Consider the following 25,600-nt stretch of genomic DNA (forward strand, 5'->3'; position numbering starts at 1 on the left):
CGTAGCCTGGTGTCATGCCAGAGCTCGTGTATCCGCCCGTCATCGCGTTCGCCAAGACCATGTTCCGGGTCCTGGACCTGAAGCTGCGGGTGGAGGGCGGCGAGCACATCCCACGGACCGGCGGTGCGGTCATCGCCTGCAACCACGTCAGCTACCTCGACTTCATCTTCTGCGGCCTCGGCGCCCAGCCCGCCGGACGGCTGGTCCGGTTCATGGCCAAGAAGTCGGTGTTCGAGCACCCGGTCGCGGGCCCGCTGATGCGCGGCATGCGGCACATCCCGGTGGACCGCGCCGCGGGCAAGGGCTCCTACGACGAGGCGGTCGCGCGGCTGCGTTCCGGCGAGGTGGTCGGGGTGTTCCCGGAGGCCACCATCAGCCCGTCGTTCACGATCGAGCCGATCAAGTCGGGCGCGCTGCGGATGGCGGAGGAGGCCGGGGTGCCGCTGATCCCGATGGCGGTCTGGGGCACGCAGCGGCTGTGGACGAAGGGCCATCCGCGCCACCTCACGCAGCGGCACGTGCCGATCTCCATACTCGTGGGGGAGCCGCTGGGCCCCGGCGACGACCTGCGCAAGCGCATGTCGCTGCTGCTGGACAAGGCGCAGGCGGAGTACCCGCAGACCCCCGCCACCGACGCCGACCGCTGGTGGCTGCCCGCCCACCTCGGCGGCACCGCGCCGAAGCCGCCCGCCTAAAACCAGCGTTCGAGGATCTGCGCGACGCCGTCCTCGGTGTTGGGTCCGGTTATCTCGTCCGCCACCTCGCGCGCGGCGGGATGCGCGTTGGCCATCGCCACGCCGTGCCCCGCCCAGCGCAGCATCGCCACGTCGTTGGGCATGTCCCCGAAGGCGATGACCCGCTCGGCGGGCACGTCGAACCGCTCGGCCACCGCCGCCAGCCCGGTCGCCTTCGTGATGCCGTGCGCCGCGATCTCGACCAGGCCCATCCCGGCGGAGAACGTGACGTCCACCGACTGGTCCAGCACCGCGCGTACGGCCGCGGCCATCTCGTCCGAACTCATGCCGGGGCGGCTGACCAGCAGTTTCATCGCCGGATGCCCGGTGATCTCGGCCCGTGAGGAGCGCATCCCCTCGCCGTCGCCCCACGGATTGCGGTAGTTGTGCTCGATCACGAGGTTGCGCACGTCCGGGTCGATGGCGCGGTTGCCGATCCGCTCGGCGGCGAATCCGCAGCCCGGCAGTGCCTTCTCGACCTCGGCGACCACCTCGATCAGCAGTTCGGGCCGTAGCAGGCCGTGCACCTCGACCACGCGGTCCGCGCCGATGTCGTACAGCACGGCACCGTTGGCGCACACGGCGTAACCGGTCAGGCCCGCCTCGTTCGCCACCGCCGGGATCCACCGGGGCGGACGGCCGCTGGCGAGCACGATCGGCACGCCGGCGTCGGTCGCGCGCCGCACCACGGCGCGCGTCCGGGGGGACAGTCGCTCGTAGGCGTCGAGCAGGGTGCCGTCGACGTCGGAAGCGATCAGCTGGGGTTTCTCCACACCGCCCATTGTCCCTGTTGCCCGGCTGACCGATAGCGTTGCCCGGGTGCGCGTAGGCATTGTGATTCTGCCCGAGGACCGGTGGTGGGCAGCCGAGCCCAAGTGGCGTGCGGCCGAGGAATACGGCTTCGACCACGCCTGGACCTATGACCACCTCGGTTGGAGATCACTGGTCGACGGCCCCTGGTTCTCCGCCGTGCCCACGCTCACCGCCGCCGCGACCGTGACATCGACGATCAGCCTCGGCACCTTCGTCGCCTCCCCGAACTTCCGGCACCCGGTGCCGTTCGCGCGCGAGTTGATCACCCTGGACGACATCGCCGACGGCCGTATCATCCTCGGCGTCGGCGCGGGCGGCCTCGGCTACGACACCAAGGTCATGGGCGAGTCAGAACTGACGCCACGGCAGCGCTCGGACCGGTTCGCCGAGTTCGTCACGGCCCTCGACGGGCTGTTGATGACCGACAACTCCGACTTCACCGGCGAGTTCTACCGGGCCGAGGGCGCGCGGAACCTGCCCGGTCCGGTGCAGCGGCCGCGCCCGCCGTTCCTCGTCGCGGCGAACGGCCCGCGCGCGATGCGCCTCGCCGCCCGGTTCGGGGCCGGGTGGGTCACCACCGGAGCCGCGCCCGAGGACGCGGACCGCACGGGCGCGCTCGACCGCTGGTGGGACAAGATCGCGGAGCTGTCGGCCCGGTTCGACAAGGTCCTGGACGAGGAGGGCCGGGACCGCGACGGCGTGGCCCGCTACCTGAGCCTGGACGCCGCCCCGGTGTTCTCCCTCTCCAGCGCGCAGGCGTTCACCGACGCCGCCGGCCGGGCAGGCGAGTTGGGGTTCACCGACATCGTCGTGCACTGGCCCCGCTCCAGCGAGCCCTACGCGGGACGGGAAACGGTGCTTGAACAAGTGGTTGCCGACGTGCTGCCAGGACTACAAGAGCGCCATTAGCACAAGGGGCCCGCAATCGCACTGCGTCACGCCGGTACCCTCGACGCCCGTGAGCGAGCACACGAACCAGACTGACTTTTCGGAAGCCGATTTCACCGGGTACGACCTCATCGTGGTCGGCTCCGGCTTCTTCGGGCTGACCGTGGCCGAGCGCGCCGCCACGCAGCTGAACAAGCGCGTGCTCGTCCTGGAAAGGCGCGCCCACATCGGGGGCAACGCCTACTCCGAGCCCGAGCCCGAGACCGGGATCGAGGTGCACCGCTACGGCGCGCACCTGTTCCACACCTCGAACAAGCGGGTGTGGGACTACGTGAACCAGTTCACCGAGTTCACCGGCTACCAGCACCGGGTGTTCGGCAAGTACCAGGGCCAGGTCTACCCGCTGCCGATGAACCTCGGCCTGATCAACCAGTTCTTCGGCAAGTCCCACACGCCGGACGAGGCCAGGAAGCTGATCGCCGAGCAGGCCAGCGAGATCGAGACCGCGGACGCGCAGAACTTCGAGGAGAAGGCGATCTCGCTGATCGGCCGCCCGCTGTACGAGGCGTTCTTCCGCGGCTACACGGCCAAGCAGTGGGAGACCGACCCGAAGGAACTGCCGGCGTCCAACATCACCCGGCTGCCGGTGCGCTACACCTTCGACAACCGGTACTTCAACGACACCTACGAGGGCCTTCCCGTCGACGGCTACACCGCGTGGCTGAACAAGATGGCCGAGCACGACAACATCGAGGTCCGGCTCAACGTCGACTACTTCGGTGTCCGGCAGCTGATCCCGGCCGGCACCCCGACCGTCTACACCGGTCCGCTCGACCGCTACTTCGACTACTCGGCCGGGCGGCTGGGCTGGCGCACGCTGGACCTCGAGCAGGAAGTCGTGCCGGTGGGCGACTACCAGGGCACCTCGGTCATGAACTACAACGACGAGGACGTGCCCTACACCCGGATCCACGAGTTCCGGCACTTCCACCCCGAGCGCGAGTACCCGAAGGACAAGACGGTCATCGTCCGGGAGTTCTCGCGGTTCGCCAAGGACGACGACGAGCCGTACTACCCGATCAACACGCCGGAGAACCGGCAGAAGCTCGAGGCCTACCGCGAGCTGGCCAAGAAGGAAGCCGCCGAGCGCAACGTGCTCTTCGGCGGACGGCTGGGCACCTACAAGTACCTCGACATGCACATGGCCATCGGTTCGGCGCTGTCGGTGTTCGACAACAAGATCGCCCCGCACCTCACCGAGGGCGCACCCCTGGACGGGAGCATCGATGCTTGAGAAGAAGGCAACCCGCTCGGCGGAGATCGGCGTGTTGTCATCGGTGCAGCGCACACTCAAGCGGCCCGCGACGGTCAAGATCGCCCGTGGCATGTCGTTCTTCGGTGAGCACAGCGCCGGATGGTTCGCGGCCGGTGTCCTCGGCGCGGCGGTGGACAAGCCGCGGCGCAAGGACTGGCTGGTCGCGGCGGCCGGCGTGGTCGGAGCGCACGCCGCGTCGATCGCGGTGAAGCGGGTGGTTCGCCGCCCGCGGCCGGAGGACCCCAGCGTGGAGGTTCTGGTCGGCACACCCAGCAGGCTGAGCTTCCCGTCGTCGCACGCGACGTCCACGACGGCGGCGGCGGTGCTGTACTCCGGTCTGACCGGGCGTAACCTGGTTCCCGCTCTGGTGCCGCCGATGCTGGCCTCCAGGCTCGTGCTCGGGGTGCACTACCCGACCGACGTGCTCGCCGGTGCGGCGCTCGGTGGCGTGGTCGGTGGTCTGCTGCGCAGGAAAATCCACAAAAAGGGGTAGGGAAATCCACTCGTGACCAAATCAGTGAACGAGACCGACGTGGACAGCGCGGTCGAGAGCGTAGAGACTCAGCCGGAGGCCGCCGAGCCCGAGCAGCAGGCTCCGGTCAAGGGTGGGCCGATCCGGTCGGCGATGGGTGTGCTGAAGACCGCACGCCCGCGCCAGTGGGCGAAGAACGTGCTCGTCTTCGTCGCGCCGTTCACCGCGGCGCAGATCACCAACGGCAGCGTGCTGCTCGACGCGGTGGTCGCGTTCGTGGCCTTCTCCCTGGTCGCCTCCTCCGTGTACCTGATCAACGACGCGATCGACGTCGAGGCCGACCGGGCGCATCCGACGAAGCGCAACCGTCCGATCGCGGCCGGTATCGTCCCCGTCCCGGTCGCGTACGTGGCCGCCGTCGTGTTCTTCGCGGCGGGTCTCGGGGTCTCGTTCCTGGCGAGCCCGCAGCTGGCGATCGTGCTCGGCGTGTACGAGGCGGTGCAGCTGGGCTACTGCTTCGGTCTCAAGCACCAGCCGGTGGTGGACCTCGCCATCGTGGGTTCGGGGTTCCTGATGCGGGCGATCGCCGGTGGTGTCGCCGCGAGCATCACCCTGTCGCAGTGGTTCCTGCTGGTCACGGCCTTCGGCTCGCTCTTCATGGTGGCGGGCAAGCGCTACGCCGAGATCATGCTGTTCGAGCGCACCGGCGCGAAGATCCGCTCGTCGCTGAAGAAGTACTCGGCCAGCTACCTGCGGTTCGTGTGGGCCACCGCCGCCGCGATCCTGATCATGTCCTACTCGCTGTGGGCGTTCACCCTGCGCGAGGGCGCGCACGGGTCGATCTGGCCGATGATCTCGATGGTTCCGTTCGTGATCGCGGTGCTGCGGTACGCGGTCGACGTCGACGGCGGTACCGCGGGTGAGCCCGAGGAGATCGTGCTGAAGGACCGGGTGCTGCAGGTCCTCGGCGTGATGTGGGTCGTGACGCTCGCGGTGACCTTCTACCTGTGACGAGGACGTTGGCGCGCGCGTCGGCCGGTCAGGCCGCACCCGCGCCCGGAGAACCACCGATCACGCGGCTCACCCTGGGCCGCACGCTCGCCGAACTCGTGCTGGGCGGGCTGCTGGCGGTCGTGTTGAGCCTCGCGCTGACGTTCGCGGCGAGCCGGATCGGAACCGACCCGGGCACCAACGTGCCGACCGCGCTGGTCAGCCTGGCCTGCGCGGTGATCCTGGCGGTGTGCTTCGGGCTGATCGCCTTCGGCTGGGCGCGGCGCTGGCCGTCGTGGGTCAAGGTCGTGGGCGCGTGGGCGGCGCTGAGCGCCTTCGCCACCCTGCTGCTCGCGATCCCGCTGCAGGCCACCCGCTTCTACCTGGGCGGGTCCTCGGTCGACAACACCTTCCGCCTCCAGTACATGGAGCGGATGACCGCGGGCGGCGGCCTCGCGGACATGAACTACCACGGCCTCGCGCCGTACTACCCCGGCGCCTGGTTCTGGCTGGGCGGCCGGTTCGCGAACCTGCTCGGCTGGGACGGCTGGGCCGCCTACAAGCCGTACTCGATCCTGTGGGTCGCGTTCGCCGCGGTGGTGGCCTTCGTGCTGTGGAGCCTGGTGGTCGGCCGCCGGCTCGCGCTGCTGGCCACGGTCGCGACCGTGCTGGTCGCGGTGATCACGGTGGTCGTCGACGAGCCCTACGCGTGGCCGACCACCGCATGGCTGCCGCCGATCGCCGTGCTCGCGTGGTCGGTGTTCCGCCGCCGCCAGGTGCCGAAGTGGCCGATCGTGCTGATCGGCGTGTACCTGGGCATCGCGGCGATGACCTACACCCTGCACGCCGCGTTCGGCGTCGCCGTCGTGGTGCTGCTCGCGATCGTGGCGGGTGTTGTGCAGGCCCGGCGCGGCGAGGCGGTGGGGCCGACGGTCAAGCGGTTGTTCCTGCGGCTGGCCGGGATGGGCGTGCTGACGCTGCTGCTCGCGCTGGTCACCTGGGCCCCGTTCATCCTCGCCGGTGGTCTGGGCGAACCGAACGTCGCCGCGCACTTCCTGCCGGAATCCAGCGCGGTCTTCCCGACGCCGTTCGAGTCGACGAGCGTGTCCGGTGTGCTGTGCCTTGCCGGGCTCGTGTGGCTGATCGTGCGCGCCCGCCGCGAACCGATCGCGTTCTCACTGCTGACCGTCGTCGCGTTGGTCTACGCGTGGTTCGTGGTGAGCACGCTCGCGTTGCTGGTGCGCACCACGCTGCTGGCGTTCCGCTTCGTCGGGACGCTGCAGACGGTGCTCGCCGTCGCCGGGGTGTTCGCGGCCGTCGAACTTCTGCGCGCGGTGCCGAAGCTGGTGCGCAACGCCAGGCCCGTGTTGATCGCCGGGGTCGTGCTCGCGTTGGCCGGCGCGGTGTCGCTGACCCAGACCGCCGTGACGTCCTCGCTGAAGCCACAGGTGCAGAACGCGGAGTCGGACTACTACGCCGACGGCCACAACGCCAAGGGCGAGCACGACACGAGTCAGGACGGTGCCTGGACCGGTGCGCTGATCAGCACCATCGACCAGCTGTCCGGCCGCCCGCGGACCGGAAACATCGTGCTCTCGGCGTATGACCGGCTGCTGTCGTTCGCGCCGTACTGGGGTTTCCAGCAGACCACGCCGCAGTACGCGAACCCGCTCGGCGAGTACGACAAGCGCAACGCCGAGTTGCGCGGCTGGGCGGCATCGGCGGACGCGGCGCAGCTGATCCAGCGGCTCGACACGGGCCCGTACGAGGCGCCGAACGTCTTCGTGTTCCGCCGCGTCGAGGGCAAGCTGGTCGCCTACGCCGCCTCCGACGCGTTCCCGCGCGAGGTGCCGTTGCACGTCGACGAGGTGTCCTTCGATCCGGTGCTTTTCGACTCCGCGCGGTTCACCCGGCGCGATGTCGGGCCGTTCACAGTGATCATCAGACTGGGTTGACGAGGCGGCGCGGGCTGCGCCGGACAAGGGGGTCCGTTGTGACAGAGGTGAGCGACAGAACGCCGGAAAAGGCGTCACGTCGGCTCCCTGAGCCGTTGCTCGTGCTGGCGATCGGGGTGGCGGCCGTGCTCGTCTTCTCGATCCCGTTCTGGTTGAAGCACCTGTTCTACTACTCGGGCGACAATCCCGAGTCGTTCGTGACGATCTGGTACCACTTCGGCGAGCAACTGCGCGCCGGGCACTGGCCGATGATGGATCCGGCTTCGTGGTACGGCGGCAACTACGCGGCCGAGGGCGAGTACCCGATGTGGAACCCCGTCGAGCTGCTCAACTACGTCGTCGTGTCGCTGTTCAACAGCCTCGCGGCCGCCTCGGCGCTGGTGAACATCGAGTTCCTGGCCCTGCTGAGCATGGGGGTTTACCTGCTGTGCCGCGAGTACGGCGCGGCACGGGTGCCTTCGGTCGTGATGGCGTTCGCGATGCCGGCCGGGGGCTTCACGCTCTTCTACGCGGCAGCGGGCTGGCCGGCCGAGCTGATGGCGCTCACGTGGCTGGTCTGGTTCTGGTGGGCGGCGCGACGCCATGTCCGCGGCGCGCTCAACCCGTTCGTGCCGTTCGTCCTGGGCGTTCTCGCGATCACGACGGGCAATCCGTACGCGATACTCGGCATCGCGATCGTGAGCGTCGGCATCTGCGTCGAACTCGCCCGGCGGCGGAACTACCGGGCGATCGGCGGCTACGTGCTGCTCGGCGTGTGTGTCGCGGCGTCCTGCCTGCTCGCGTTCCTGCCGCTGCAGCTGGTGCTGCCGGTGACGAACCGGCAGAGCCTCGCGATGGTCAGCAACGACATGTTCATGGTCCCGCACCTCGGCGATCTGCTCGCCTCCAGCGCGCCGACGTACCTGCCGGGCATCGTGAACTGGAACGGCGCGGTGCAGGAGACGCTGCCCTCGACGTACTTCGCGTGGTTCATCGTCCCGCTGCTGCCCTGGCTGCGCTTCAGCGCGCTGCGCCGCGCCGCCAGGCCGCTGACCAGCCTCGCGGTGATCTGCGGGATCTACTTCCTGCTGGTGCTCGGGCCGTCGAACCTGTGGTTGTTCCGGTGGCCGATCCGGCTGGTGGAGCATCTTTACGTCGGCCTGTCGGTCTTCGTCGCGGTGCTGCTGTCGGCCGGCCTCGCCCGTGACCGGGTGCGTCAACGCGCGCTGGCGACGGCCGTGCTCGCCGTCGTGGCCGGGTACTTCTCCTGGGCGCTCAACCCGCAGATCCTCGGGATGCACCTGCTCGTCACCGTCATCGTGCTCGCGCTGCTCGCGGGCTCCGTGGTGGCGTGGCGCAGGTACGGGCCGCGGCCGTTCGGCGCGGTGCTTCTCGGCGGCACCGTCGCGATCATGACGTTCCAGGCGGCGCAGCTTCCACCGGGCTCGGCGACGTCCAACGCGCCGACCTCCGTCATCGCGGGCGCGCCGATCTCGGTCCAGCTGGTGCGGCAGAGCAACTCGTTCGTCCGCGGAAACGTGCTGCAACTGGCCGACCAGACCCTGGTCAAGGGAGAGGACTACGTCCACGGGGATCTGCTGTTCGGCAACGAGAACGTGTTGCGCGGCACCGAGACGATCAACCACTACAGCGGAATCAGCTACGAGAAGCTGAACGTCGCCCTGTGCATGACCTACAAGGGCCAGGTGTGTCCCGACGCCTACAACCGCCTCTGGCGGCCCGTCGGCGACACCGGGGTGCCGCTGGTGGACGCCCTGCGCGTGCAGACGCTCATCCTGCAGCGGGCATTGCTGCCGGGCGTCGTCAGCCAGCCGCCCCCGCCGGGCTGGCAGATGATGGCGAGCAACGACGTGCGGACGGTGTGGGTGCGTTCGGCCCCGCCGTATCCCGGTCGCGTCTCCTGGGCGTCACCGGGCACGCAGGTCCTGTCCTCGGACAACCAGCCCGAGTCCGAGGCCGTCAGCTACCGGGCGCCCGCGGAGGGCGGCCGGCTGCTGTTCGCCCGGTTGCGCTGGCCCGGCTACACCGCCACGCTGGATGGAAGGCCGGTGCCGGTCGGGGAGACCGACGCCGGTCTGATCGTCGTGAACGTTCCTCCGGGTCAGCATGTGCTCCGCCTGTCGTTCACCGAACCGGGGTTGCGTACCGGTGCGTGGGCGCTGGGCGGGGCGGCCGTGATCGCACTGGTGCACACCGGCTTCTGGTACTGGCGACGGCGGCGCCGGCACGCAGCCGAAGATCGTGAGCTGGCCGAGCTGCTGGGCCGCCGTCGCCGACAGGCCAGTGCGTAGGATAATTAACCCGGATTTCACGACGTTACGAATGCTGTGATTCAATCGCTCAAGTGTTGAACGACGTGTAACAGCCATTCGGAGACGGTCGATAGGAGAATTATGCGTCTCGCGGTCGTTATACCGTGTTTCAACGAAGAGCGGAACTTGTGGCGGCTGCATGAACGCCTGTCGGAAGTCCTGCCCGGTATAGCCGACGAGTTCGAGGTCCTGCTCGTCGACGACGGGAGCACCGACCGGACATTGGCGATCCTGCGTGAGCTCACCGAGAGCGATCCGCGGTTCCGCTATCTTTCGCTGAGCCGGAACTTCGGCAAGGAATCTGCGATGCTCGCCGGCCTGAGCGCCGCCGAGGGCGACGCCGTCGCGATCCTCGACGCCGACATGCAGCACCCGCCCGAACTGCTGGGCAGCATGGCCGAACTGCTCAAGCAGGGCTACCAGCAGGTGGTCGCGCGGCGGACGCGGACGGGCGAGCCCCGGCTGCGGACCTTCGGCACCCGGATGTTCTACCGCCTGATCAACCGTCTGGTCGAGGTCGACGTGCCGGACGGGTTCGGCGACTTCCGGCTGCTGTCGCGCCCTGCGGTGGACGCGCTGCTCAACCTTCGCGAGTACAACCGGTTCTCCAAGGGCTTGTTCTCCTGGATCGGGTTCGACACCGCGGTCGTGGACTACGAGAACGTGCAGCGCGAAGGAGGGGCGAGCAGTTGGACGTTCCGCAAGCTGCTCGACTACGGCATCGACGGCGTGGTGTCGTTCAACAACAAGCCGCTGCGCCTTGCGATCTACGTCGGCGCGGTGTGCGCGCTGCTGGCGTTCGGTTACGCAGGCTGGGTGCTGATCTCGGCGCTGGTGCAGGCGAACCCGGTGCCGGGTTACGTCACCATCATCTGTGGTGTGGTCGGGTTCGGCGGTCTGCAGCTGCTCGTGATGGGCGTGATCGGGGAGTATCTCGGGCGCATCTACTTCGAAACCAAACGGCGGCCGCACTACCTGGTCAAGGAGGCGAGCGGGTTGAGACCGGCCACAGCCCCGGCCTTCGAGCGCGCGCCCCAGCGTGCCGTGCAGAGGACGGTCAAGTGACGCTGCACCGAATGATCCGGTTCGGCCTCGTCGGTGTGGTCAACACCGGCACCTACTACCTGCTTTATCTGCTGTTCAACATGTTCCTGCCGTACCTGGCCGCGCACGTCTGCGCGTTCCTGCTGGCCATGGTCGGTTCGTACTTCCTCAACTGCTTCTTCACCTTCCGCACGCGCCCCACGCTGAAGAAGTTCCTGTTGTTCCCCCTGTCGAACGCGACGAACTTCGCCGTCACATCGATCGGGTTGTACGTTCTGGTCGGCGTATTCCACGTCAACCACGTCATCGCGCCGCTGCTCGCCGCCGCCGTGGCCATCCCGATCACCTTCGTGATCGCGAAGCTGGTGCTCGTGGGACCGGAACGCGAGGCCGCCCCACCTGCGACGAGTTCGCAGCCGTCGCGGTAGCTTCCGGTCGGTGAAAGGCGTTGGGCACTCCACGCTCGCGTCAATTCGCTGAACCTGTAAGGTCCTCGTAAACTCCCAGCGCAATGAGGAGTCGGGGAAAGCAAAGGGTGGTCATGAGTTACCCCCTGTACCGGCGTGGCACATTCGCCGTCCTTGACGGCGCATCGTATCCGGTGACCTACGCCTACGGTGACAACTACGTGCATTTTCGCGACAACGGCAAGCCGACGCCCTATCCCAGATCCGCTCCGACACCGGTCGAGATGTGCGAGCGCGTGTTCTCCGTGCAGGTCTACGCGCGCTACCGGGGGCACGGTGTGCTCGTGGACGCCGTCGACGAGTCGGGCATGGCGCGCATCATGGAAGCCGAATGGGACGGGGAATGGGCCACCGTCAACGGTTTCCTGCAGGAGAACAAGTACGAGTACTACAGGACCGCCGACCTGCGCGATCTGCGCGACTACTACGAAAAGCAGACGGATCTGCTGTTTCCTCGTTGGCGTGCGGCGCATTTCGCGCGGCCGATCGAGGGACACGCGGTGATCGGCGGTTGGGCCAACGGCGAGCCCGCGATCGTGCAGGGTCGCCCGCGCTCGGGGATCCTGGAGAACGAGGACGGCCGGGTCGCGAAGGTGACCACGCGCGCCGAGTACCTCGGACATCCTTGTGAGGTCATGGGAATCTCGGGGGACGGGGCGGTGGGATTGCGCTTTCTCGGCGGGGACTCCGAACGCGCCGAGGCCGACGGTTTCGCCAGGAGAGACGGTCATTGGGCGAAAACCGTACATATCTACGATTTGGCCCGCTACCACGAGCACCACGCGGATCTGCTGTTCGACCGCTGGCGCGAGTCCTCGCAACTCACGCCGGGCACCTAGCGTCTACAAAGGACACCACATCGTCCTTGGGCCGACCGCTTTCGCGGCCGGCCCAAGTAACGGGCGTTTCGTGATCAGATCGGCAGTTTGCGGAAAATGGGCCGCGGCACGTGCCGCAGCACGGACATCACGGCGCGGAACTGCGCCGGCGCCCACACCAGTTCCTTGCCCTTGCGCGCCGCGTCCACCGCGATCTCGGCGACCTGCTCGGCGGTCTGCTCCAGTGGAGCCTTGCCCATGCCCTCGGTCATCTTCGTCTTGACCTGGCCCGGCCGCACCACCGTGACGGTCACGCCGTGCGGGCGCAGCGCCTCGCCGAGACCGAGGTAGAACCCGTCGAAACCGGCCTTGGTGGAGCCGTAGACGAAGTTCGAGCGGCGTACGCGCTCACCGGCGACCGAGGACAGCGCGATGACCGAACCGTGGCCCTGCTGCTTGAGCTTGTCCGCCAGCGCGACTCCGACGGAGACGGCCGCGGTGTAGTTGACCGTGGCGAGGTCGACCGCCGCGGCGTGGTTCTGCCAGGCCTCCTCGGCGTCGCCGAGAAGTCCGAACGCGACGACTGCCACGTCGATGTCGCCACCGGCGAACGCCTGGTCGATGACCGCGGGGTGCGAGGCCATGTCCTTCGCGTCGAAGTCCACTTCGGACACCTCGGCGCCGAGACCACGCAGCTTCTCGGCGGCCAGCTTGCGGCGCTCGGAAGCCCGCGCCGCGAGCACCACCTTCAGCGGCTGCTCGGCGAGGTACTTCCCGGCGATCGCGAGCGCGATGTCCGAGGTGCCGCCGAGCAACAACAGCGACTGGGGATTGCCTACCGCGTCGATCACAGCTCAAGCCTCCGGCTCATGTCTGAGGCGAAAACGCCTTCGGGGTCAACGGAATGACGGACCTTGCGCCATTCGTCCAAGCGCGGGTACATCTTCGCGAACGTCTCCGCCGAAGTGCGCGAATCCTTGGCGGTGTAAAGGCGACCGCCCGCGGCGAGCACGTCTTCGTCCAGCTCGTTGCAGAACCGGCCGAGCCCGTTCTTGATCGGGAAGTCGACCGAGAGCATCCAGCCCGGCGACGGCCAGGACAGCGGCGCCTGGTTGCCTTCGCCCATCCGCTTGAACACGTTCAGGAACGAGTAGTGCCCCGAGGTCGCGATCTTGCGGCACATCCGCTTGAGTTCGTCCTCGCGACCGAACGGCACCGAGAACTGGTACTGCAGGAAACCCTTCGAACCGTAGGCGCGGTTCCATTCGCTGAGCATGTCCAGCGGGTGATAGAACTGCGTCAGGTTCTGGATCTTGCCGCGTGCGCCCTTCTTCGGCACCGTCTGCTGCCAGAGGTTGTTGACCAGGCCGAAGGTGAGCTTGTTGCCCAGCCCGTTCGGGAAGACGTCCGGCAGCGTCATCAACTGCGGTGCGTCGAACTTCAGCGGGTCGGCCCGCAGCTTCGGCGGCAACTGGTCGAGCGTCGCCAGCGAACCGCGGGAGAACGTGGCGCGGCCGAGGCGGGAGTCGGAGTTGATCAGGTCCGGCACCGACATCGAGTAGTCGTAGCCCCGGTCCGAACCGTTGGTGAACAGCTCCAGCGTCTCGTCGAGGTTCGACGTGCGGTCGGCGTCGACATAGAAGTAGGCGCTCTCGGTCTTTTTCATCTTGACCTTGGCGCGCACGATGATCCCGGTCAGCCCGATCCCGGCGACGGTCGCCCAGAACAGCTCCGACTCCGGGCCCTCCGGAGTCAGCGTCCGCACCTGGCCGTCCGCCGTGATCAGGTCCATCGACAGCACGTGGTTGCCGAAGCTGCCCGCGCTGTGGTGGTTCTTGCCGTGGATGTCGTTGGCGATCGCCCCGCCGATGGTGACCTGGCGGGTGCCCGGCAGCACCGGCACCCACAGGCCGTGCGGCAGCGCTGCCTTCATCAGCTGGTCCAGGCTCACGCCGCCGTCGACGTCGACCACTCCGCTGTCGGGGTCGATCGAGTGAATCCGGTTCAGGGCGGTCATGTCGATGACGAGACCGCCGGCATTCTGGGCCGGGTCGCCGTAGGAGCGGCCCAGCCCGCGCGCGATAACGCCGCGCTCACCGGCCCGCGTCACCGCGCGTGCGATGACCTCCGGGTCCGGGGTGCTCAGTACGTCTGCCGTGGTGGGCGCTGTGCGGCCCCACCCGGTCAGTGTCCGCCGCTCGGTCCGCGGCTCGGGAGTCGCTGCGTTCACCCGGACCAGGGTAACGATCCCCGATCGGAGGCTTGCGCCGCGTCGCTTCTACACTTCACGGGTCCCTGAAATCCCATGCTGGCGAGGTAGTGCAGTGGTGTCTACGGAACCGCAGGAGCAGGTGGAGACGCCGATGAAGGCCTCGCCCGGTCTTATCGGCCAGCTGATGCGTTTTGCCCTCATCGGCGGGTTCTGTGCCCTGCTCGATCTCGGCACGTACACCCTGGAGCGGCACCTGGGGATGGATTTCGCGCCCTGGGACACCGTCGCCAGGGCAGTCAGTTTTATCGTGGGAACCACAACGGCGTATTTCCTTAACCGGAAATTCACGTTCTCGGCCGGACGTAAAGAAGGCGCGGGACAGATCGGCAGCTTCGTGCTGCTCTACACCGTCACTTTCTTCGTCGCGGTCGGGGTGAACGCACTGATGCTCGCGGTTCTGCCCGAGATGGCGTGGAAACCCACGCTGGCCTGGGTGATCTCGCAGGGCACCGCCACCGCGATCAACTTCGTAATGCTGAAGTGGGTCGTATTCCGGGAAAGCCCCGCGCGGTAGTGCGCAAATGTTTCACAGCGTGAGCGTGTAGCTTGGCTCCTGCGTGACGAAACCCCTGGAGGACAGCGAACTTATGGCAGGCAAAGCCGCGACGGCCAGGACGCGGGCGAATGGCGCCCACGCCGCCGCGACCGAGGAGCAGACCACGTTCACCGAGCACACGCCCCAGGGGAGACTCACCACGCAGCGTGGCCTGTTCAGCGGCCCGTCGCTGATCGTGTCCAAGGACCTCTACGCCGAGGTTGTCGAGGGTGTCGTCACGCGTAAGCGCGACAGCATCGCACTCGAGCCCTCCGCGAGGGTTACCTGCAACACCTATTTCGGTCGTTTCCCGGCCAGCTACTGGCAGCGCTGGACCACCGTGCGTGACGTCAGGGTCGAGCTGGTCGTCACCGGTTCGGGTGTGGTCTCGGTGCGGGCGTCGGACTTCGAGGGCGAGCCGCGCACGGTCGCCGGCCGCGAGCTCGACGGCGCCGAGCGGGCCGAGCTCGCCTTCGACGTCAAGCTCGACAAGTTCCTCGACGGCGGCGCGCTGTGGCTCGACCTGGTGACCGAGGCCGGGCAGCGGCTGACCGTGGAGCAGGTGCGCTGGACCGTCGAGCCGCCGGAGAAGATCCGGCCGACCGCGGTGACCATCTGCACGATGAACCGCGCCGACGACTGCCTCGGCAACCTCCGTGCTCTCGCCGACGACATCGCGTCACTGGACACCCTCGACGCGATTTACGTCGCGGACCAGGGTACCGACCGGGTGGACTCGCGGGACGGGTTCACGCAGGTCAAGGCCGATCTCGGGGAGAAGCTGCACTACATCACCCAGCCGAACCTCGGTGGCGCGGGCGGGTTCACGCGCGGCCTGTACGAGGTGGCGGGGCACACCGAGACCGAGCACGCGAACGTTTTGTTCATGGACGACGACGTGCTGCTGGAACCGGACCTCATCATCCGGATGACGGCGTTCTCCAACCGCGCCGCGAACCCGATCATCGTCGGCGGGCAGATGCTGAATCTGCTGCACCCGCACCAGCTGCACGTGGGCGCGGAGTACGCGCGGCTGAACTGGTTGGAGCCGGGTGTGCCGGTCGAGAACAGCCTGTCGACGGCGGACCTGCTGGGTGTCGACGAGGAGACCGGCAAGCCGAACAAGCAGGAGCGCCGGGTCGACGCGGGCTACAACGGCTGGTGGTCGTGCCTGATCCCGTACGAGGTGGTCGAGAAGACCGGCTACCCGATGCCGTTCTTCTTCCAGTGGGACGACGCGGAGTACAGCTACCGGGCGCGGGCGCACGGTTTCCCGACGGTCACGCTGCCCGGCGCGGGTGTGTGGCACGCGGACTTCCACTGGAAGGACTGGGACGAGTGGCACCGGTACTTCAACCTGCGTAACTCGATCATCACCGCGGCGCTGCACAGCGAGTTCAATCTGGTCGTGCTGTGCCGGGTGCTGATGGCGCAGCTGGTGCGGTACCTGCTGGGGATGCAGTACGGCCTGACGCACACCCTGATCAAGGCGGTCGAGGACTTCCTGGCCGGCCCGGAGATCCTGCGCGACGGCGGCGTGGCCGCGATGAAGGAGATCCGCGAGATCCGGGCCAAGTACCCGGAGACGAAGCGCTACGACCCGACCGAGGTACCCGGCATCGCGTCGAACGACATCGGGATCATCAACAGCCCGGGCCGCCCGGCCCTGCAGCGGCTGGTGCTGCTGAAGCGGGTCGTGGACCGGCTCCGCGGCCGCTCCCGCTTCGGCCTGGGCGCGATCCCGGCGGAGGAAGCGAACTGGTGGCACGTGGCCCTGTTCGAGACGGCCGTCGTGACCGACGCGAACCAGGAAGGCGTGCGAGTCCGCAAGTACGACCGTGACCGCATGGTCGAGCTGGGCAAGCGCGGCCTGCAGGTGATCAACCGCCTGCGCAAGGAGGGCAAGGCCGTCCAGGCCCAGTACAAGCACGCCCTGCCAGAGCTGACCAGCCGCGAGAACTGGAAGCGGCTGTACGAACTGTGACGTCGAACTGAACCCGGGGCGCGATCCGTTGTGGTCGCGCCCCGGTTGTCTTTTCAAGCGGGAAGCTTGTGCGATGATCGTGGCGACGTTACCGATGATGTCGCAGAGCTGATCTGTCCGGCTAATGCCGTGGTGTGGATCTTCGGGCATGGACCGGGTTCTTGGTTCAAGCGGGGAGCTTGGGCTCAATCACTTCGGCAACTTTGCTCGTGACCTGACAGGCTTCATCGCTCGTCAGACGTCCCGAACTGGTATTGATATCGACGCGGCCGACGTTTCCAGCCGCGAGCGATAGCAGGCAAGTGCCTTCGCCACCGATGCCTTTTACTTGGCGCGCCTTTAGGCTCCCGAAAGTACCTGTGGATGACACACCGCGATCAAAAACGACTTCGTCGAGTGTCTGAGTCGGCCGCACCGCGATGATGAACCCGACCGCACCCTCGGTGTCAGTCGCTGGTTTGGCCCAGTCGCAGGCGCTGGAAGACCCACCGAGTTGTCCTTTGTCGACAGGCGCCCCGATTCCGGGCACGGCCTGCTGAGCCTCGGCGTTGGTGAGCAGGGTGCAGGCTTTGACCGCAGCTAGTGCGTTCGAGGCGGCCCCCGTCGTCCCTGGCGAGGATGCGCTGCTCTCGTTGGAGGCAGGTTGCGGACTTCCTGGTGTCTCGTCGCCGCAAGAGGTGATGGCTACTGCTGTCATCGCGATGACAGACATGAGGGCGGCTCGGCGCACCCGTTTCCTCCAACTCAGCTCTTTGCGTTGAGAGTCTGCACGTTACCCGACTCGTTCTGGGCGTAATTCTTTTTCGCTATATTGAGCGCGTCGCGGGTCAGGTTTACAACCTCCCGGAACTGCTCGATGACGGCGAACGCCGATCCCTGACCGCCCGTGCCACTCTTGCGGGTGTGCGCCGACACCTGCGTGGAGTAGTCGCTTGAGCCCAGCTGCGGCGCCTGTTGGATCGTGTCTATAGCCCGGCTCATGCCCGTTATCTGGTCCTCAGCGTCGTTCAGGGCCTTCATCATGTCCGGGATCGCGCTCTCCGAGATCGCGAACTTGCCCTGCGAAGCGGCGTCCTTCAGTCCCTGCGCCGCGTCGCGCGCCTTGGACAGGGCCTGCTCGCTCATCGCGCCGTCGCTGCTGAACGGGTTGATCGCGTCCCAGAAGCTTGTGTTCTTCGCCTCGGCCTGCTGCGCCGGCTGGCTCCCACCGTCCGCCACGAACTCCACGACGATCCCCTCCCGACGTCCGGCTCATGCCCTGTTCAGGACAAAAGTAGCAAGATCCTCCCACCGGCGGGCCGAGTTGGTGGAGATCACCCCTCGACCTGCGGAACCGTTCGCCACTTGTTCACGTCTGAGGGGTGTTTCCGGGTGAAAACGGACTTGAGCCTGGTCACGGCCCACTACAATCCGCCGTGACAGGGTTTCCCGAGAGGGGTAAGGGGACAGCACGCCATGACAGCTCCGCAACCGCCGAAGACCTACGGTGACTCCCATTTCACCGCGGAGCAGATCAACCAGATGTCCGCCTCCCAGCGCGATGCCTACCTTCGCCAGAACATGTCCCCGAGCGATCTTGAGGCGTACCTGGCGGGACAGGTGCCGCAGGCCGGCCAGGATGACAACTGGTTGGACGCCGGCAAGAACATGGCCGAGCGGGTGACGGCTCTCGTCGGCGCGGTCCAGCAAGCGCGGTCGATCAACCAGCAGAACATCCGGCAGGCCAGCTCCGGCGACGTCCAGTACGTCCAGGGCCTCTCGCCCTCGAACGCCAACTACCCGGCCATCCCACACGACCAGCTCAAGACCTACGTCAACACCAACATGGACCCGGCGCAGGTCGGTGAGCTCTCCGACGCCTACCACCAGATGTCGTCGATCTTCAACAACTTCGCCACCACGCTCAGCTCCGCCGTCAGCAAGTCCCAGGGCGAATGGGAAGGCGAGGCGGCCGACTCCGCCCGCAACTACTTCACCAGCCTCCAGAAGTGGGCCGACGGCAACGCGCAGAACTCGACACTCGCCTCCGAGGTCGTCTACCAGCAGTCGTCCGCGGCCTCGACCGCGAAGAACACCATGCCGGACCCGGTCCCGTTCAGCTGGACCGACGAGGTCAAGAGCTGGGCGACCTCCGCACCATGGGACCTCGTCAGCAACGTTCAGGCCTCCTTCGACAAGCAGAAGCAGAGCCAGGAGGCTCACGACCAGGCCGCGCAGGTCATGACCAACTACGACTCAGGCCTGTACTCGGCCGCCTCCAAACAGCCCGTCTTCGCCGAGCCGCCGAAGTTCGACGGCGGCACGGCGACCGCGCCCAGCCAGGCGGCGGGCGACATCGGCGGCGTCGGTTCCGGCGTTGTGGGGGCCACCGGCGGCGTCGGCGGCACGGGCGGCCACAGCGGCACCTACTCGGGCGGCACGGGCGGCAACACCGGCTCGGTCAGCGGCACCCTCGGCGCCCTGCCCGGCACGACGACGCCCCTCACCAGCGGCGCGAAGACCGGCGCGACCTCCTCGTACGGTGGCACGCGTGCCCAGGGTTACCAGCAGCCCAACAGCAACTTCAACACTCCCGGCTCGGGGTCGAACTCGAACATGAACAGCTTCGGCGCGATGCCGCCGATGGCTCCCATGGGCGGCGGCTTCGGCGGCGCGGGCGGCGGCGACGAGTACACCAGCAAGGTCGGGCGCGGCGGTGCCGGCGGCTTCGGGCCAGGGGGCGGTGGTTCGGCGTCCGGCAGCGGCAGCGCGGCCGGGTCGGGCGCGCAGAGCGGCGCCGGCGCCAGGGCAGGCGGTGCCGGCGCGGCCGAGAGCGCGGCGGCCTCCGGCCGTGGCGGTACCGGCGGCACGGGCCGCGGCGGTATGAGCGGTATGGGCCATGGCGGCAAGGGCCAGGGCGGCGAGGACGAAGAGCACCAGCGCCCCACGTGGCTGATCGAGCCCGACCCCGACGACATCTTCGGCACGGCGGAGCGCACCGCACCGCCCGTCATCGGGGAGTGAGCCCTTCCGCGTCGGGAGGGAGTCAGCGCAACCCGAACACCTTGCCCTTCTTCTGCAGGTCTTCGACGTAGGCGACCGCCACGTGCGCGAAGTTCACGGTGACCTTCGTGTCCTCCTTGGTCTGGATGGTCTCGACCGAGCCGTGTTCGAGCAGCAGGTGCAACTTCTTCGCGATCTCATCGGCGTCCTCGTCGTTGAGCGCGAAGATCAACGGTTCGACGGCGTTCGGCAGGTGCAGGACGAGTGCGGGTTTCATGTCAGCCATGCATCCAGAACAGCAGGTCGCGATCTTGCGGAGCAAGGCAGTTCGCTCAAAGCAGACCTCACCCGCAACGGCCATCTCGCGCCGCCGCGGGGCGCGATCAGATAAGTTGCTGTGCGCACCAGGTAATCCGAGGGGATCGGTCATGCCACATTCGTTCTCGCTGTCGCTGGCAGCGGTGGACATCCTGCTCGAGCACCAGAAGCTCGGCCGCGCGCCGCAGCCGTTCGAGGTGCCGCACCTCGGCACGACCTTCGACCAGCGCGCCCAGATCCGTGACGCGGTGTTCCGCGACCTCGAAGGCCGTGGCCTCGTCAGAGGCGGCAGGCTCGATCCCGACGCCGAGCTCGCGCTGCACACCTTCGTCACCGCGCCGGTGTCGATCATGGCCGTGGCGCAGATGGACGAGGGCCGTCAGCTCTTCGCCCGCGCCGCCACCGACGGGCAGTACGCCGTCGTGGCGCGCCAGGACCAGAACGTCCTGGTCTTCTCCGACGTCCGCCCCACGGCGTTGGTGCCCGGCATCGTCGACCTGCTGCCGCTGACCGCGGCGGCCGCGGGCCAGTCCGTCACCATCGCCAAACCGGCGTCGAAACAGGGCCGCCACCGCCGTTCCGACGACGACGCCTACGACCCGTTCCGCGGCGTGTCCAAGCCCCGCTCGAGCGCGCCCAGCCAGCTGCGCATGGTCGAGCGCATCTTCCAGAAACCGAAGAAGCGCATCGGCCAGTTCACCGTGTCCCTCGCGGGCAACGCGATGCTGCCCACCGTCTGGTTCGACACCGAGGACGGCCGCTGGTTCGTCACCTCGCGGGAAGCCGAGGACGGCCAGAGCTGGCTCACCTACGCGCCTGCCGACAACGCCCGGATAGCCCACCACCTCTTCGAACAGGTCCAGCGCTACCAGTAACCTCCGGTCACCAACCGAGACGGAGGGTGACCCGTGACGAGCTGGCTGGCGGCCGTGCCGATTCTGCTGGTGGCCGTCGTCTGGCTGCTCGCGCCAGGGCTGCTGCTCGCCTACGGGATCGGCCTGCGCGGGATCGCCGCGTGGGGGACTGCGCCCGCGGCGGCCGTGGCGATGGTTTCGGTCGCCGCGGTGACCGGAATCCGCTGGTCACTGCTGTCGGCCGGGCTGGCGTGCCTGGTCATGGCCGCGGTCTTCACGCTGCTCGCTTCCTGGCTGAGGCGACGACTTCCGGCTCGGCCAGCCGATCATCGCGGCGTCGCGTCAGCGGCGCTCGCGGGCCTCGTGCCCGCCCTGCTGCTCGGCGGCCTGACCATGGCGCTCGGCCTGCGCAGGCCGAGCCAGCTGTCCCAGACCTTCGATGCCGTCTTCCACTACAACGCCGTCGCCTACATCCTCGACAGCGGCAACGCGTCCTCGATGACCATGAACGGTCTCGGCGCGCCGGGGGTCGCGGAGCGCGTGTCCGGGTTGCTCGGTCTGTTCTACCCGGCGGCGTGGCACGACCTGACCTCGCTGGTCGTGCTCACCACCGGCGCCACGATCCCGCTGGCCACGAACATGATGGCGATCGCGGTCTCGCTCGTGGTCTGGCCGCTATCCTGCCTGCTGCTGGCCCGCCAGGTGTTCGGCCCGGCCAGGGCGGCCATGGCGGTCACCGGTGTGGCGAGCATCGGGTTCACCGCCTTCCCGTGGGGTTTCCTGGCTTTCGGTGTGCTGTGGCCGAATCTGCTCGCGCTCGCGCTCGCCCCGGCCGGGCTCGCGATGGTGCTGTCGATCTGTGGCCTGGCGCGAGAGGACGCCGTCGGCCGCGGGCGCGCCTGGTTCCTGCTCGGCGTGGTGCTGGTCGCCGGCTTCTTCGCCGAGACCAATGTGGACTTCACGATCATCGTGCTGGCGATCTTCCCCGTCGCGATCGCGCTCACCCGGCGCGCGAGGCAGCTGCGACGCAGCCGTGCGGTGACGGAAATCCTTATCGCCGTTGTCGTTTTCGTCGCCGGCTGGTTGTTCGTCGCCACGACGCCGTTGCTGGCGAAGGTCCGCACGAACCCGTGGCCGGCGTTCGAAAGCCCGGCGCAGGCGGTCGGCCAGGTCCTGCTCAACGCCACCACCGGACCCAACCCGACGCCGGGATTCAACGCGCTCTGGGTGCTCTCCGCGGTGGTACTGGTCGGTATCGCGCTGTGGCGTCGCCATCCGGAACTGGTGGGCGGTTACGCGATCTCCGCAGGATTGTTCGTCCTGGCGGCGGCCCTCAACCGCCGCGACACCCAGCTGCTGACCGGCTATTGGTACAACGACGCCTACCGTCTCGGCGCCGCGATCACGATCACCGCGGTGCCGCTGGCGGTCGCCGGGTTGCTGCACCTCGCGCGGTGGTGGCCCAGGTTGGGGCTGCCCACGGCGATGGTCGCGCTCGTGCTGCTGACCAAGGGCATGTACGTCGGAAACCACGCGGAGGCCTTGAAATACCGCGGTGTCGACGCCTTGTCGGGCGCGAACTCCGAGGGCTACCTGGTCGACGCGCGCACGGAGGCCTTCTTCGAGCGCGTCCAGCCGTTGATCCCGCGAGACGCCATCGTCGCGGGCAATCCCTGGGACGGCAGCACTCTGCTGTGGACGCTGGCCGATCGCCGCACGCTGTTCCCGCATCTTGGCACCGCGACGTCACCGGTGCAGTGGTACCTCGCCGGTCACCTCAATGAGGCGGGAACCGACCCGCAGGTGTGTCGCGAAGCGACCCGGATCGGCGTCGGCTACCTGCTGATCGGCGAAAGCACGTTCTGGCCGGACGATCACGAACGACAGCGCTATTCCGGTTTCGCCGATCCCGGCGCGCGCCCCGGTTTCCGGTTGCTGGCGCAGGACGGGCCGCTGAAGCTGTACCGGCTTGCCTGTCAGTAACGGAAGAAGCGCTCCCGCCGGCCCTGCCGCAGCAGCTTCAGCCACCGCAGGAAGGCCTTGGGATCCCGTTTGACGCCAACGAAGTAGAGCCCGAACCGGAGCACCTCGAGCGCGCCGATCTTGCGCATTCCCGGCTGGGCCAACAGGTATCCGCGGTTGCGGTAGGTGTAGTAGCGCTTGACCTCGTTCTCCGGGTCCTGCGCGTGGAAGCGTCCGCCGAGCATCGGCTTGAACTCGTCGGAGCCGTCCGGGTGCAGATAGGACACCCTGAGCGAGGTGCCGAACGGCAGCCCGGAACGCACCAGGCGCCGGTGCACCTCGACCTCGTCGCCGCGGAAGAACAGGCGCAGATCCGGCACCCCGACCACGTCCAGCGTGGACGCCCGGAACAGCGCCCCGTTGAACAGCGAGGCGATACCCGGCAGGAAGTCCGTGCCGAGTTCCTCCGACGACCGCTTCCAGGTCAGCCCCCGGCGCAGCGGGAACGCGAGCTTCGCGGGCGCGTCGATGTTGGTCACGACGGGGGACACCTCGGCGAGGCCGCGCTTGTCGGCCTCCTCGAGCAGCACCTCGAGCACGGTCTCGTCCGCGGGCCGTCCGTCGTCGTCGGCCAGCCACACCCAGTCCGCACCCAGCGACAGGGCGTGCAGCATGCCCAGCGCGAACCCGCCGGCGCCGCCGAGATTGCGGTGCGAAGGCAGGTAGGTGTGCGGCAGTGGGTAGGCCTCGACGACCTCGCGTGCCGACTGGTCGGGCCCGTTGTCGACGACCACGAGGTGGTCGACCGGCCTGGTCTGCGCGGCGATGACCTTCAGCGAGTCCGCGAGCAGGTCACGCCGGTGCCTGGTGACGACGACGGCCGCCACCGCGCCTTTGGCGAGAGGCGCCTGCTCGGGGGTGCTCATGTCATTCGCCGCCTTTTGCCGACAGCACGTGTTCGACCCCGAGACGCTCGGCGGTCTCCGCACTGATGTTCTCGTACGGGTCCTTGCCCTTGTACGCGGTGAGGACGTCGCGCAGCGAGCCCTGCATCCGCATGCGGCCTTCGTCCATCCAGATGGCCGTCGTGCACAGCTCCAACAGTAGGTCGTCGGCGTGCGAAGCGAAGACCAACATGCCGGACCGGTGCACGAGATCGACGAGCCGGTCGCGCGCCTTGTTCAGGAACGCGGCGTCCACGGCGCCGATGCCCTCGTCCAGGATCAGGATCTCCGGGTCGATCGTGGTGACCACGCCCAGTGCGAGCCGCACCCGCATACCGGTCGAGTAGGTGCGCAGCGGCATCGCGAGGTAGTCGCCGAGCTCGGTGAACTCCGCGATGTCGTCGACCCGCTTCTCCATCTGCTTGCGCGTCATCCCGAGGAACAGGCCCCGGATCATGATGTTCTCGAACCCGGAGATCTCCGGGTCCATGCCGATGCCGAGGTCGAACACCGGCGCGACCTTGCCGACGACGCGCGCGGAACCGCGGGTGGGCTCGTAGATGCCCGACAGCAGCCGCAGCAGCGTGGACTTGCCCGCGCCGTTGTGCCCGACGAGACCGACCCGGTCGCCTTCGGAAAGGCTGAGCGAAACGTCCTGCAACGCTTCGATGATCGGGACCTTGCTCTCGGTGCCGATCTTGCCGCCGACCTTGCCGAGCACCTTCTTCTTCAGCGAACGCGTCTTGGCGTCGAAGATCGGGAAATCGACGTAGGCGTTGTGAACGTCAATGCTGACCATGTTCTCTTCTCACACCCAGTAGGAGACGCGGGCCCGGTAGTTGCGCATGGCGAGGAGCGCGAGCACCCAGCCGGCGATCGTGATGCCGATGACCACGAACCAGCTACCGATGCTCACAGCTTGCCCGATCAGCGGGGCGCGCAGGATCTGCACGAAGTGGTAGAAGGGGTTGAGGTGCACGATCGGCACCACCCAACTAGCCATCGCCGCGCGGGCGCCGTGGCCGTAGAGCTGGTCGATCGGCCAGACGATCGGCGTCATGTAGAACAGCAGCTGGATCAGCGAGTTGATCACCTGCGGGATGTCCCGGTAGCGGGTCGAGATGATGCCCAGCAGCAGGGTGACCCACCAGGCGTTGAGCGCCAGCACGACGAACGCGGGGATCGCCGACAGCGAGTACCAGCCGTAACCGGGGTGGCAGATGACGCTCGGCTCACACACCCCGCTGGTCAGGCCGTACGGGTGGGACAGGCTGGTGAAGAAGATCGCGCCGATGATCACGACGACGATCAGGTTGTGCGCGAACATCAGCGTTTGCCGCCACACCGTGCGCAATGCGTACACCGTCAATGGCGCCCGGATCTGCTTGATCAGGCCCTCGTTGGCGATGAACGACTCCATGCCCTCGGAAAGGCAGCCGCTGATGAAGCTCCAGACGATGAACCCGGTGGCGATGTAGGGCAGGAACGTCTGGATGTGCAGCCCGAACAGCTGTGAATACAGCAGGCCGAGGCCGAGTGAGATGACACCCTGGCTGATGGTGATCCAAAAAGGGCCGATCACCGAGCGGCGGTAACGCTGCTTGATGTCCTGCCAGCCGAGGTGGCTCCACAGCTCGCGCTGGCCGAAGCCCTCCTTGATGTCACCGATCGCGCGGGCCCAGGAACGGCTGTCCGATCCCGGCACAGCGGAATCGGTCATGACGGTTTCACTGGCCGTGTCGACCGTGCTAGTGGCGTGCACCAGGCAAGGGTAGCGAGTGAGACACGCGTGAGACGCGCAGGGGATTGGTCCCCGGAGGCCACGCGCGCCAGCAGGATATCTTTTCACTGTTCAGGCGGAGCGAGTGGAGCTCCGCGAATTCATGAATGGGGACTTGACGCCATGGTCGAGGAGCAGCACGAACCTGGCGAGAGATTACT

At 67.7% G+C, this 25,600-nt stretch carries 24 protein-coding genes; 15 read left to right on the top strand and 9 right to left on the bottom strand.

The annotated features are described in order from the left end of the window. Window positions 1-14 precede the first annotated feature (14 nt). A complete protein-coding gene (locus HFP15_RS11460) occupies window positions 15-695 on the top strand; it encodes a lysophospholipid acyltransferase family protein (protein WP_168514447.1) in 681 nt (226 codons plus the stop codon). Here the strand turns inward: HFP15_RS11460 and HFP15_RS11465 are convergent. After that, window positions 692-1,516, bottom strand: a complete 825-nt coding sequence (locus HFP15_RS11465; RefSeq protein WP_210717041.1) for a Cof-type HAD-IIB family hydrolase — start codon at window positions 1,514-1,516, stop codon at window positions 692-694. The genes HFP15_RS11460 and HFP15_RS11465 overlap by 4 nt on opposite strands. A gap of 37 nt (window positions 1,517-1,553) precedes the next feature. On the opposite strand from HFP15_RS11465, the gene HFP15_RS11470 reads away from it, so the two are divergent. From HFP15_RS11470 to HFP15_RS11510, 9 genes are all read left to right on the top strand, one after another. Continuing rightward, on the top strand, window positions 1,554-2,456 hold the full coding sequence (locus HFP15_RS11470; RefSeq protein WP_168514451.1) for an LLM class flavin-dependent oxidoreductase: 903 nt from the start codon (window positions 1,554-1,556) through the stop codon (window positions 2,454-2,456). 49 nt (window positions 2,457-2,505) lie between these two features. Further along, a complete protein-coding gene (glf, locus tag HFP15_RS11475; protein ID WP_168514453.1) occupies window positions 2,506-3,729 on the top strand; it encodes a UDP-galactopyranose mutase in 1,224 nt (407 codons plus the stop codon). After that, window positions 3,722-4,243, top strand: a complete 522-nt coding sequence (locus HFP15_RS11480; protein WP_168514455.1) for a phosphatase PAP2 family protein — start codon at window positions 3,722-3,724, stop codon at window positions 4,241-4,243. The genes glf and HFP15_RS11480 overlap by 8 nt, the downstream gene beginning before the upstream one ends. A 12-nt stretch (window positions 4,244-4,255) precedes the next feature. Beyond that, window positions 4,256-5,233, top strand: coding sequence for a decaprenyl-phosphate phosphoribosyltransferase (locus HFP15_RS11485; RefSeq protein WP_376768865.1), 978 nt, complete (start codon window positions 4,256-4,258; stop codon window positions 5,231-5,233). Then, complete coding sequence (locus tag HFP15_RS11490; RefSeq protein ID WP_168514457.1) at window positions 5,230-7,167, top strand: arabinofuranosyltransferase; 1,938 nt, start codon at window positions 5,230-5,232, stop codon at window positions 7,165-7,167. Before HFP15_RS11485 ends, HFP15_RS11490 begins: the two co-directional genes overlap by 4 nt. Before the next feature lie 47 nt (window positions 7,168-7,214). Next, window positions 7,215-9,458, top strand: a complete 2,244-nt coding sequence (locus HFP15_RS11495; RefSeq protein ID WP_168514459.1) for a putative glycosyltransferase family protein — start codon at window positions 7,215-7,217, stop codon at window positions 9,456-9,458. Window positions 9,459-9,560: 102 nt separating this feature from the next. Further along, on the top strand, window positions 9,561-10,544 hold the full coding sequence (locus tag HFP15_RS11500; RefSeq protein WP_168514461.1) for a glycosyltransferase family 2 protein: 984 nt from the start codon (window positions 9,561-9,563) through the stop codon (window positions 10,542-10,544). Beyond that, window positions 10,541-10,951: a GtrA family protein gene (locus HFP15_RS11505; RefSeq protein ID WP_312871543.1), complete on the top strand. Its 411-nt coding sequence runs from the start codon at window positions 10,541-10,543 to the stop codon at window positions 10,949-10,951. Before HFP15_RS11500 ends, HFP15_RS11505 begins: the two co-directional genes overlap by 4 nt. Before the next feature lie 113 nt (window positions 10,952-11,064). Next, on the top strand, window positions 11,065-11,829 hold the full coding sequence (locus HFP15_RS11510; protein WP_168514463.1) for a hypothetical protein: 765 nt from the start codon (window positions 11,065-11,067) through the stop codon (window positions 11,827-11,829). 74 nt (window positions 11,830-11,903) lie between these two features. Here HFP15_RS11510 and dprE2 read toward each other — a convergent pair whose 3' ends face one another. Together dprE2 and dprE1 are read right to left on the bottom strand one after the other, a co-directional pair. Next, the gene (gene dprE2, locus HFP15_RS11515; protein WP_168514465.1) at window positions 11,904-12,659 is read right to left on the bottom strand and encodes a decaprenylphospho-beta-D-erythro-pentofuranosid-2-ulose 2-reductase; all 756 of its coding nucleotides are present in this window, start codon (window positions 12,657-12,659) and stop codon (window positions 11,904-11,906) included. Beyond that, window positions 12,656-14,038 carry a decaprenylphosphoryl-beta-D-ribose oxidase gene (gene dprE1 / locus HFP15_RS11520; RefSeq protein ID WP_312871544.1) on the bottom strand — a complete coding sequence of 461 codons (1,383 nt, stop codon included), beginning with the start codon at window positions 14,036-14,038 and terminating at the stop codon, window positions 12,656-12,658. The genes dprE2 and dprE1 overlap by 4 nt, the downstream gene beginning before the upstream one ends. Before the next feature lie 133 nt (window positions 14,039-14,171). Here dprE1 and HFP15_RS11525 point away from each other — a divergent pair, with 133 nt between their 5' ends. Both HFP15_RS11525 and HFP15_RS11530 read left to right on the top strand, forming a co-directional pair. After that, window positions 14,172-14,594, top strand: coding sequence for a GtrA family protein (locus HFP15_RS11525; protein ID WP_210717124.1), 423 nt, complete (start codon window positions 14,172-14,174; stop codon window positions 14,592-14,594). A gap of 73 nt (window positions 14,595-14,667) precedes the next feature. Continuing rightward, a complete protein-coding gene (locus HFP15_RS11530) occupies window positions 14,668-16,599 on the top strand; it encodes a glycosyltransferase (protein ID WP_168514578.1) in 1,932 nt (643 codons plus the stop codon). A 166-nt stretch (window positions 16,600-16,765) separates the two neighbouring features. Here HFP15_RS11530 and HFP15_RS11535 read toward each other — a convergent pair whose 3' ends face one another. Beyond that, window positions 16,766-17,311, bottom strand: coding sequence for a DUF3558 family protein (locus HFP15_RS11535; protein WP_168514469.1), 546 nt, complete (start codon window positions 17,309-17,311; stop codon window positions 16,766-16,768). Window positions 17,312-17,343: 32 nt separating this feature from the next. Further along, entirely contained in the window at window positions 17,344-17,826 is a 483-nt protein-coding gene (locus tag HFP15_RS11540; protein ID WP_168514471.1) for a hypothetical protein, read from the bottom strand. A gap of 228 nt (window positions 17,827-18,054) precedes the next feature. Here HFP15_RS11540 and HFP15_RS43460 point away from each other — a divergent pair, with 228 nt between their 5' ends. After that, a complete protein-coding gene (locus HFP15_RS43460; RefSeq protein WP_168514473.1) occupies window positions 18,055-19,602 on the top strand; it encodes a hypothetical protein in 1,548 nt (515 codons plus the stop codon). A 22-nt stretch (window positions 19,603-19,624) separates the two neighbouring features. Here HFP15_RS43460 and HFP15_RS11550 read toward each other — a convergent pair whose 3' ends face one another. Beyond that, the gene (locus tag HFP15_RS11550) at window positions 19,625-19,867 is read right to left on the bottom strand and encodes a hypothetical protein (protein WP_168514475.1); all 243 of its coding nucleotides are present in this window, start codon (window positions 19,865-19,867) and stop codon (window positions 19,625-19,627) included. Between the two features lie 142 nt (window positions 19,868-20,009). On the opposite strand from HFP15_RS11550, the gene HFP15_RS11555 reads away from it, so the two are divergent. Both HFP15_RS11555 and HFP15_RS11560 read left to right on the top strand, forming a co-directional pair. Next, a complete protein-coding gene (locus tag HFP15_RS11555) occupies window positions 20,010-20,774 on the top strand; it encodes an ESX secretion-associated protein EspG (protein WP_168514477.1) in 765 nt (254 codons plus the stop codon). Window positions 20,775-20,807: 33 nt separating this feature from the next. Continuing rightward, on the top strand, window positions 20,808-22,736 hold the full coding sequence (locus HFP15_RS11560) for a DUF6541 family protein (protein WP_168514479.1): 1,929 nt from the start codon (window positions 20,808-20,810) through the stop codon (window positions 22,734-22,736). Here HFP15_RS11560 and glfT1 read toward each other — a convergent pair. The 3 genes from glfT1 to wzm are packed head-to-tail and all read right to left on the bottom strand — an operon-like array spanning window position 22,730 to window position 25,421. Beyond that, complete coding sequence (gene glfT1, locus HFP15_RS11565) at window positions 22,730-23,641, bottom strand: galactofuranosyltransferase GlfT1 (protein ID WP_168514481.1); 912 nt, start codon at window positions 23,639-23,641, stop codon at window positions 22,730-22,732. The two genes, HFP15_RS11560 and glfT1, sit on opposite strands and share 7 nt — an antisense overlap. Before the next feature lies 1 nt (window position 23,642). Further along, complete coding sequence (gene wzt / locus HFP15_RS11570) at window positions 23,643-24,458, bottom strand: galactan export ABC transporter ATP-binding subunit Wzt/RfbE (protein ID WP_168514483.1); 816 nt, start codon at window positions 24,456-24,458, stop codon at window positions 23,643-23,645. A gap of 9 nt (window positions 24,459-24,467) precedes the next feature. Continuing rightward, a complete protein-coding gene (wzm, locus tag HFP15_RS11575; RefSeq protein WP_312871545.1) occupies window positions 24,468-25,421 on the bottom strand; it encodes a galactan export ABC transporter permease subunit Wzm/RfbD in 954 nt (317 codons plus the stop codon). Between the last annotated feature and the right edge of the window lie 179 nt (window positions 25,422-25,600).

It is taken from the genome of Amycolatopsis acididurans, from assembly GCF_012328925.1.
Taxonomy (GTDB): Bacteria; Actinomycetota; Actinomycetes; order Mycobacteriales; family Pseudonocardiaceae; genus Amycolatopsis_E; species Amycolatopsis_E acididurans.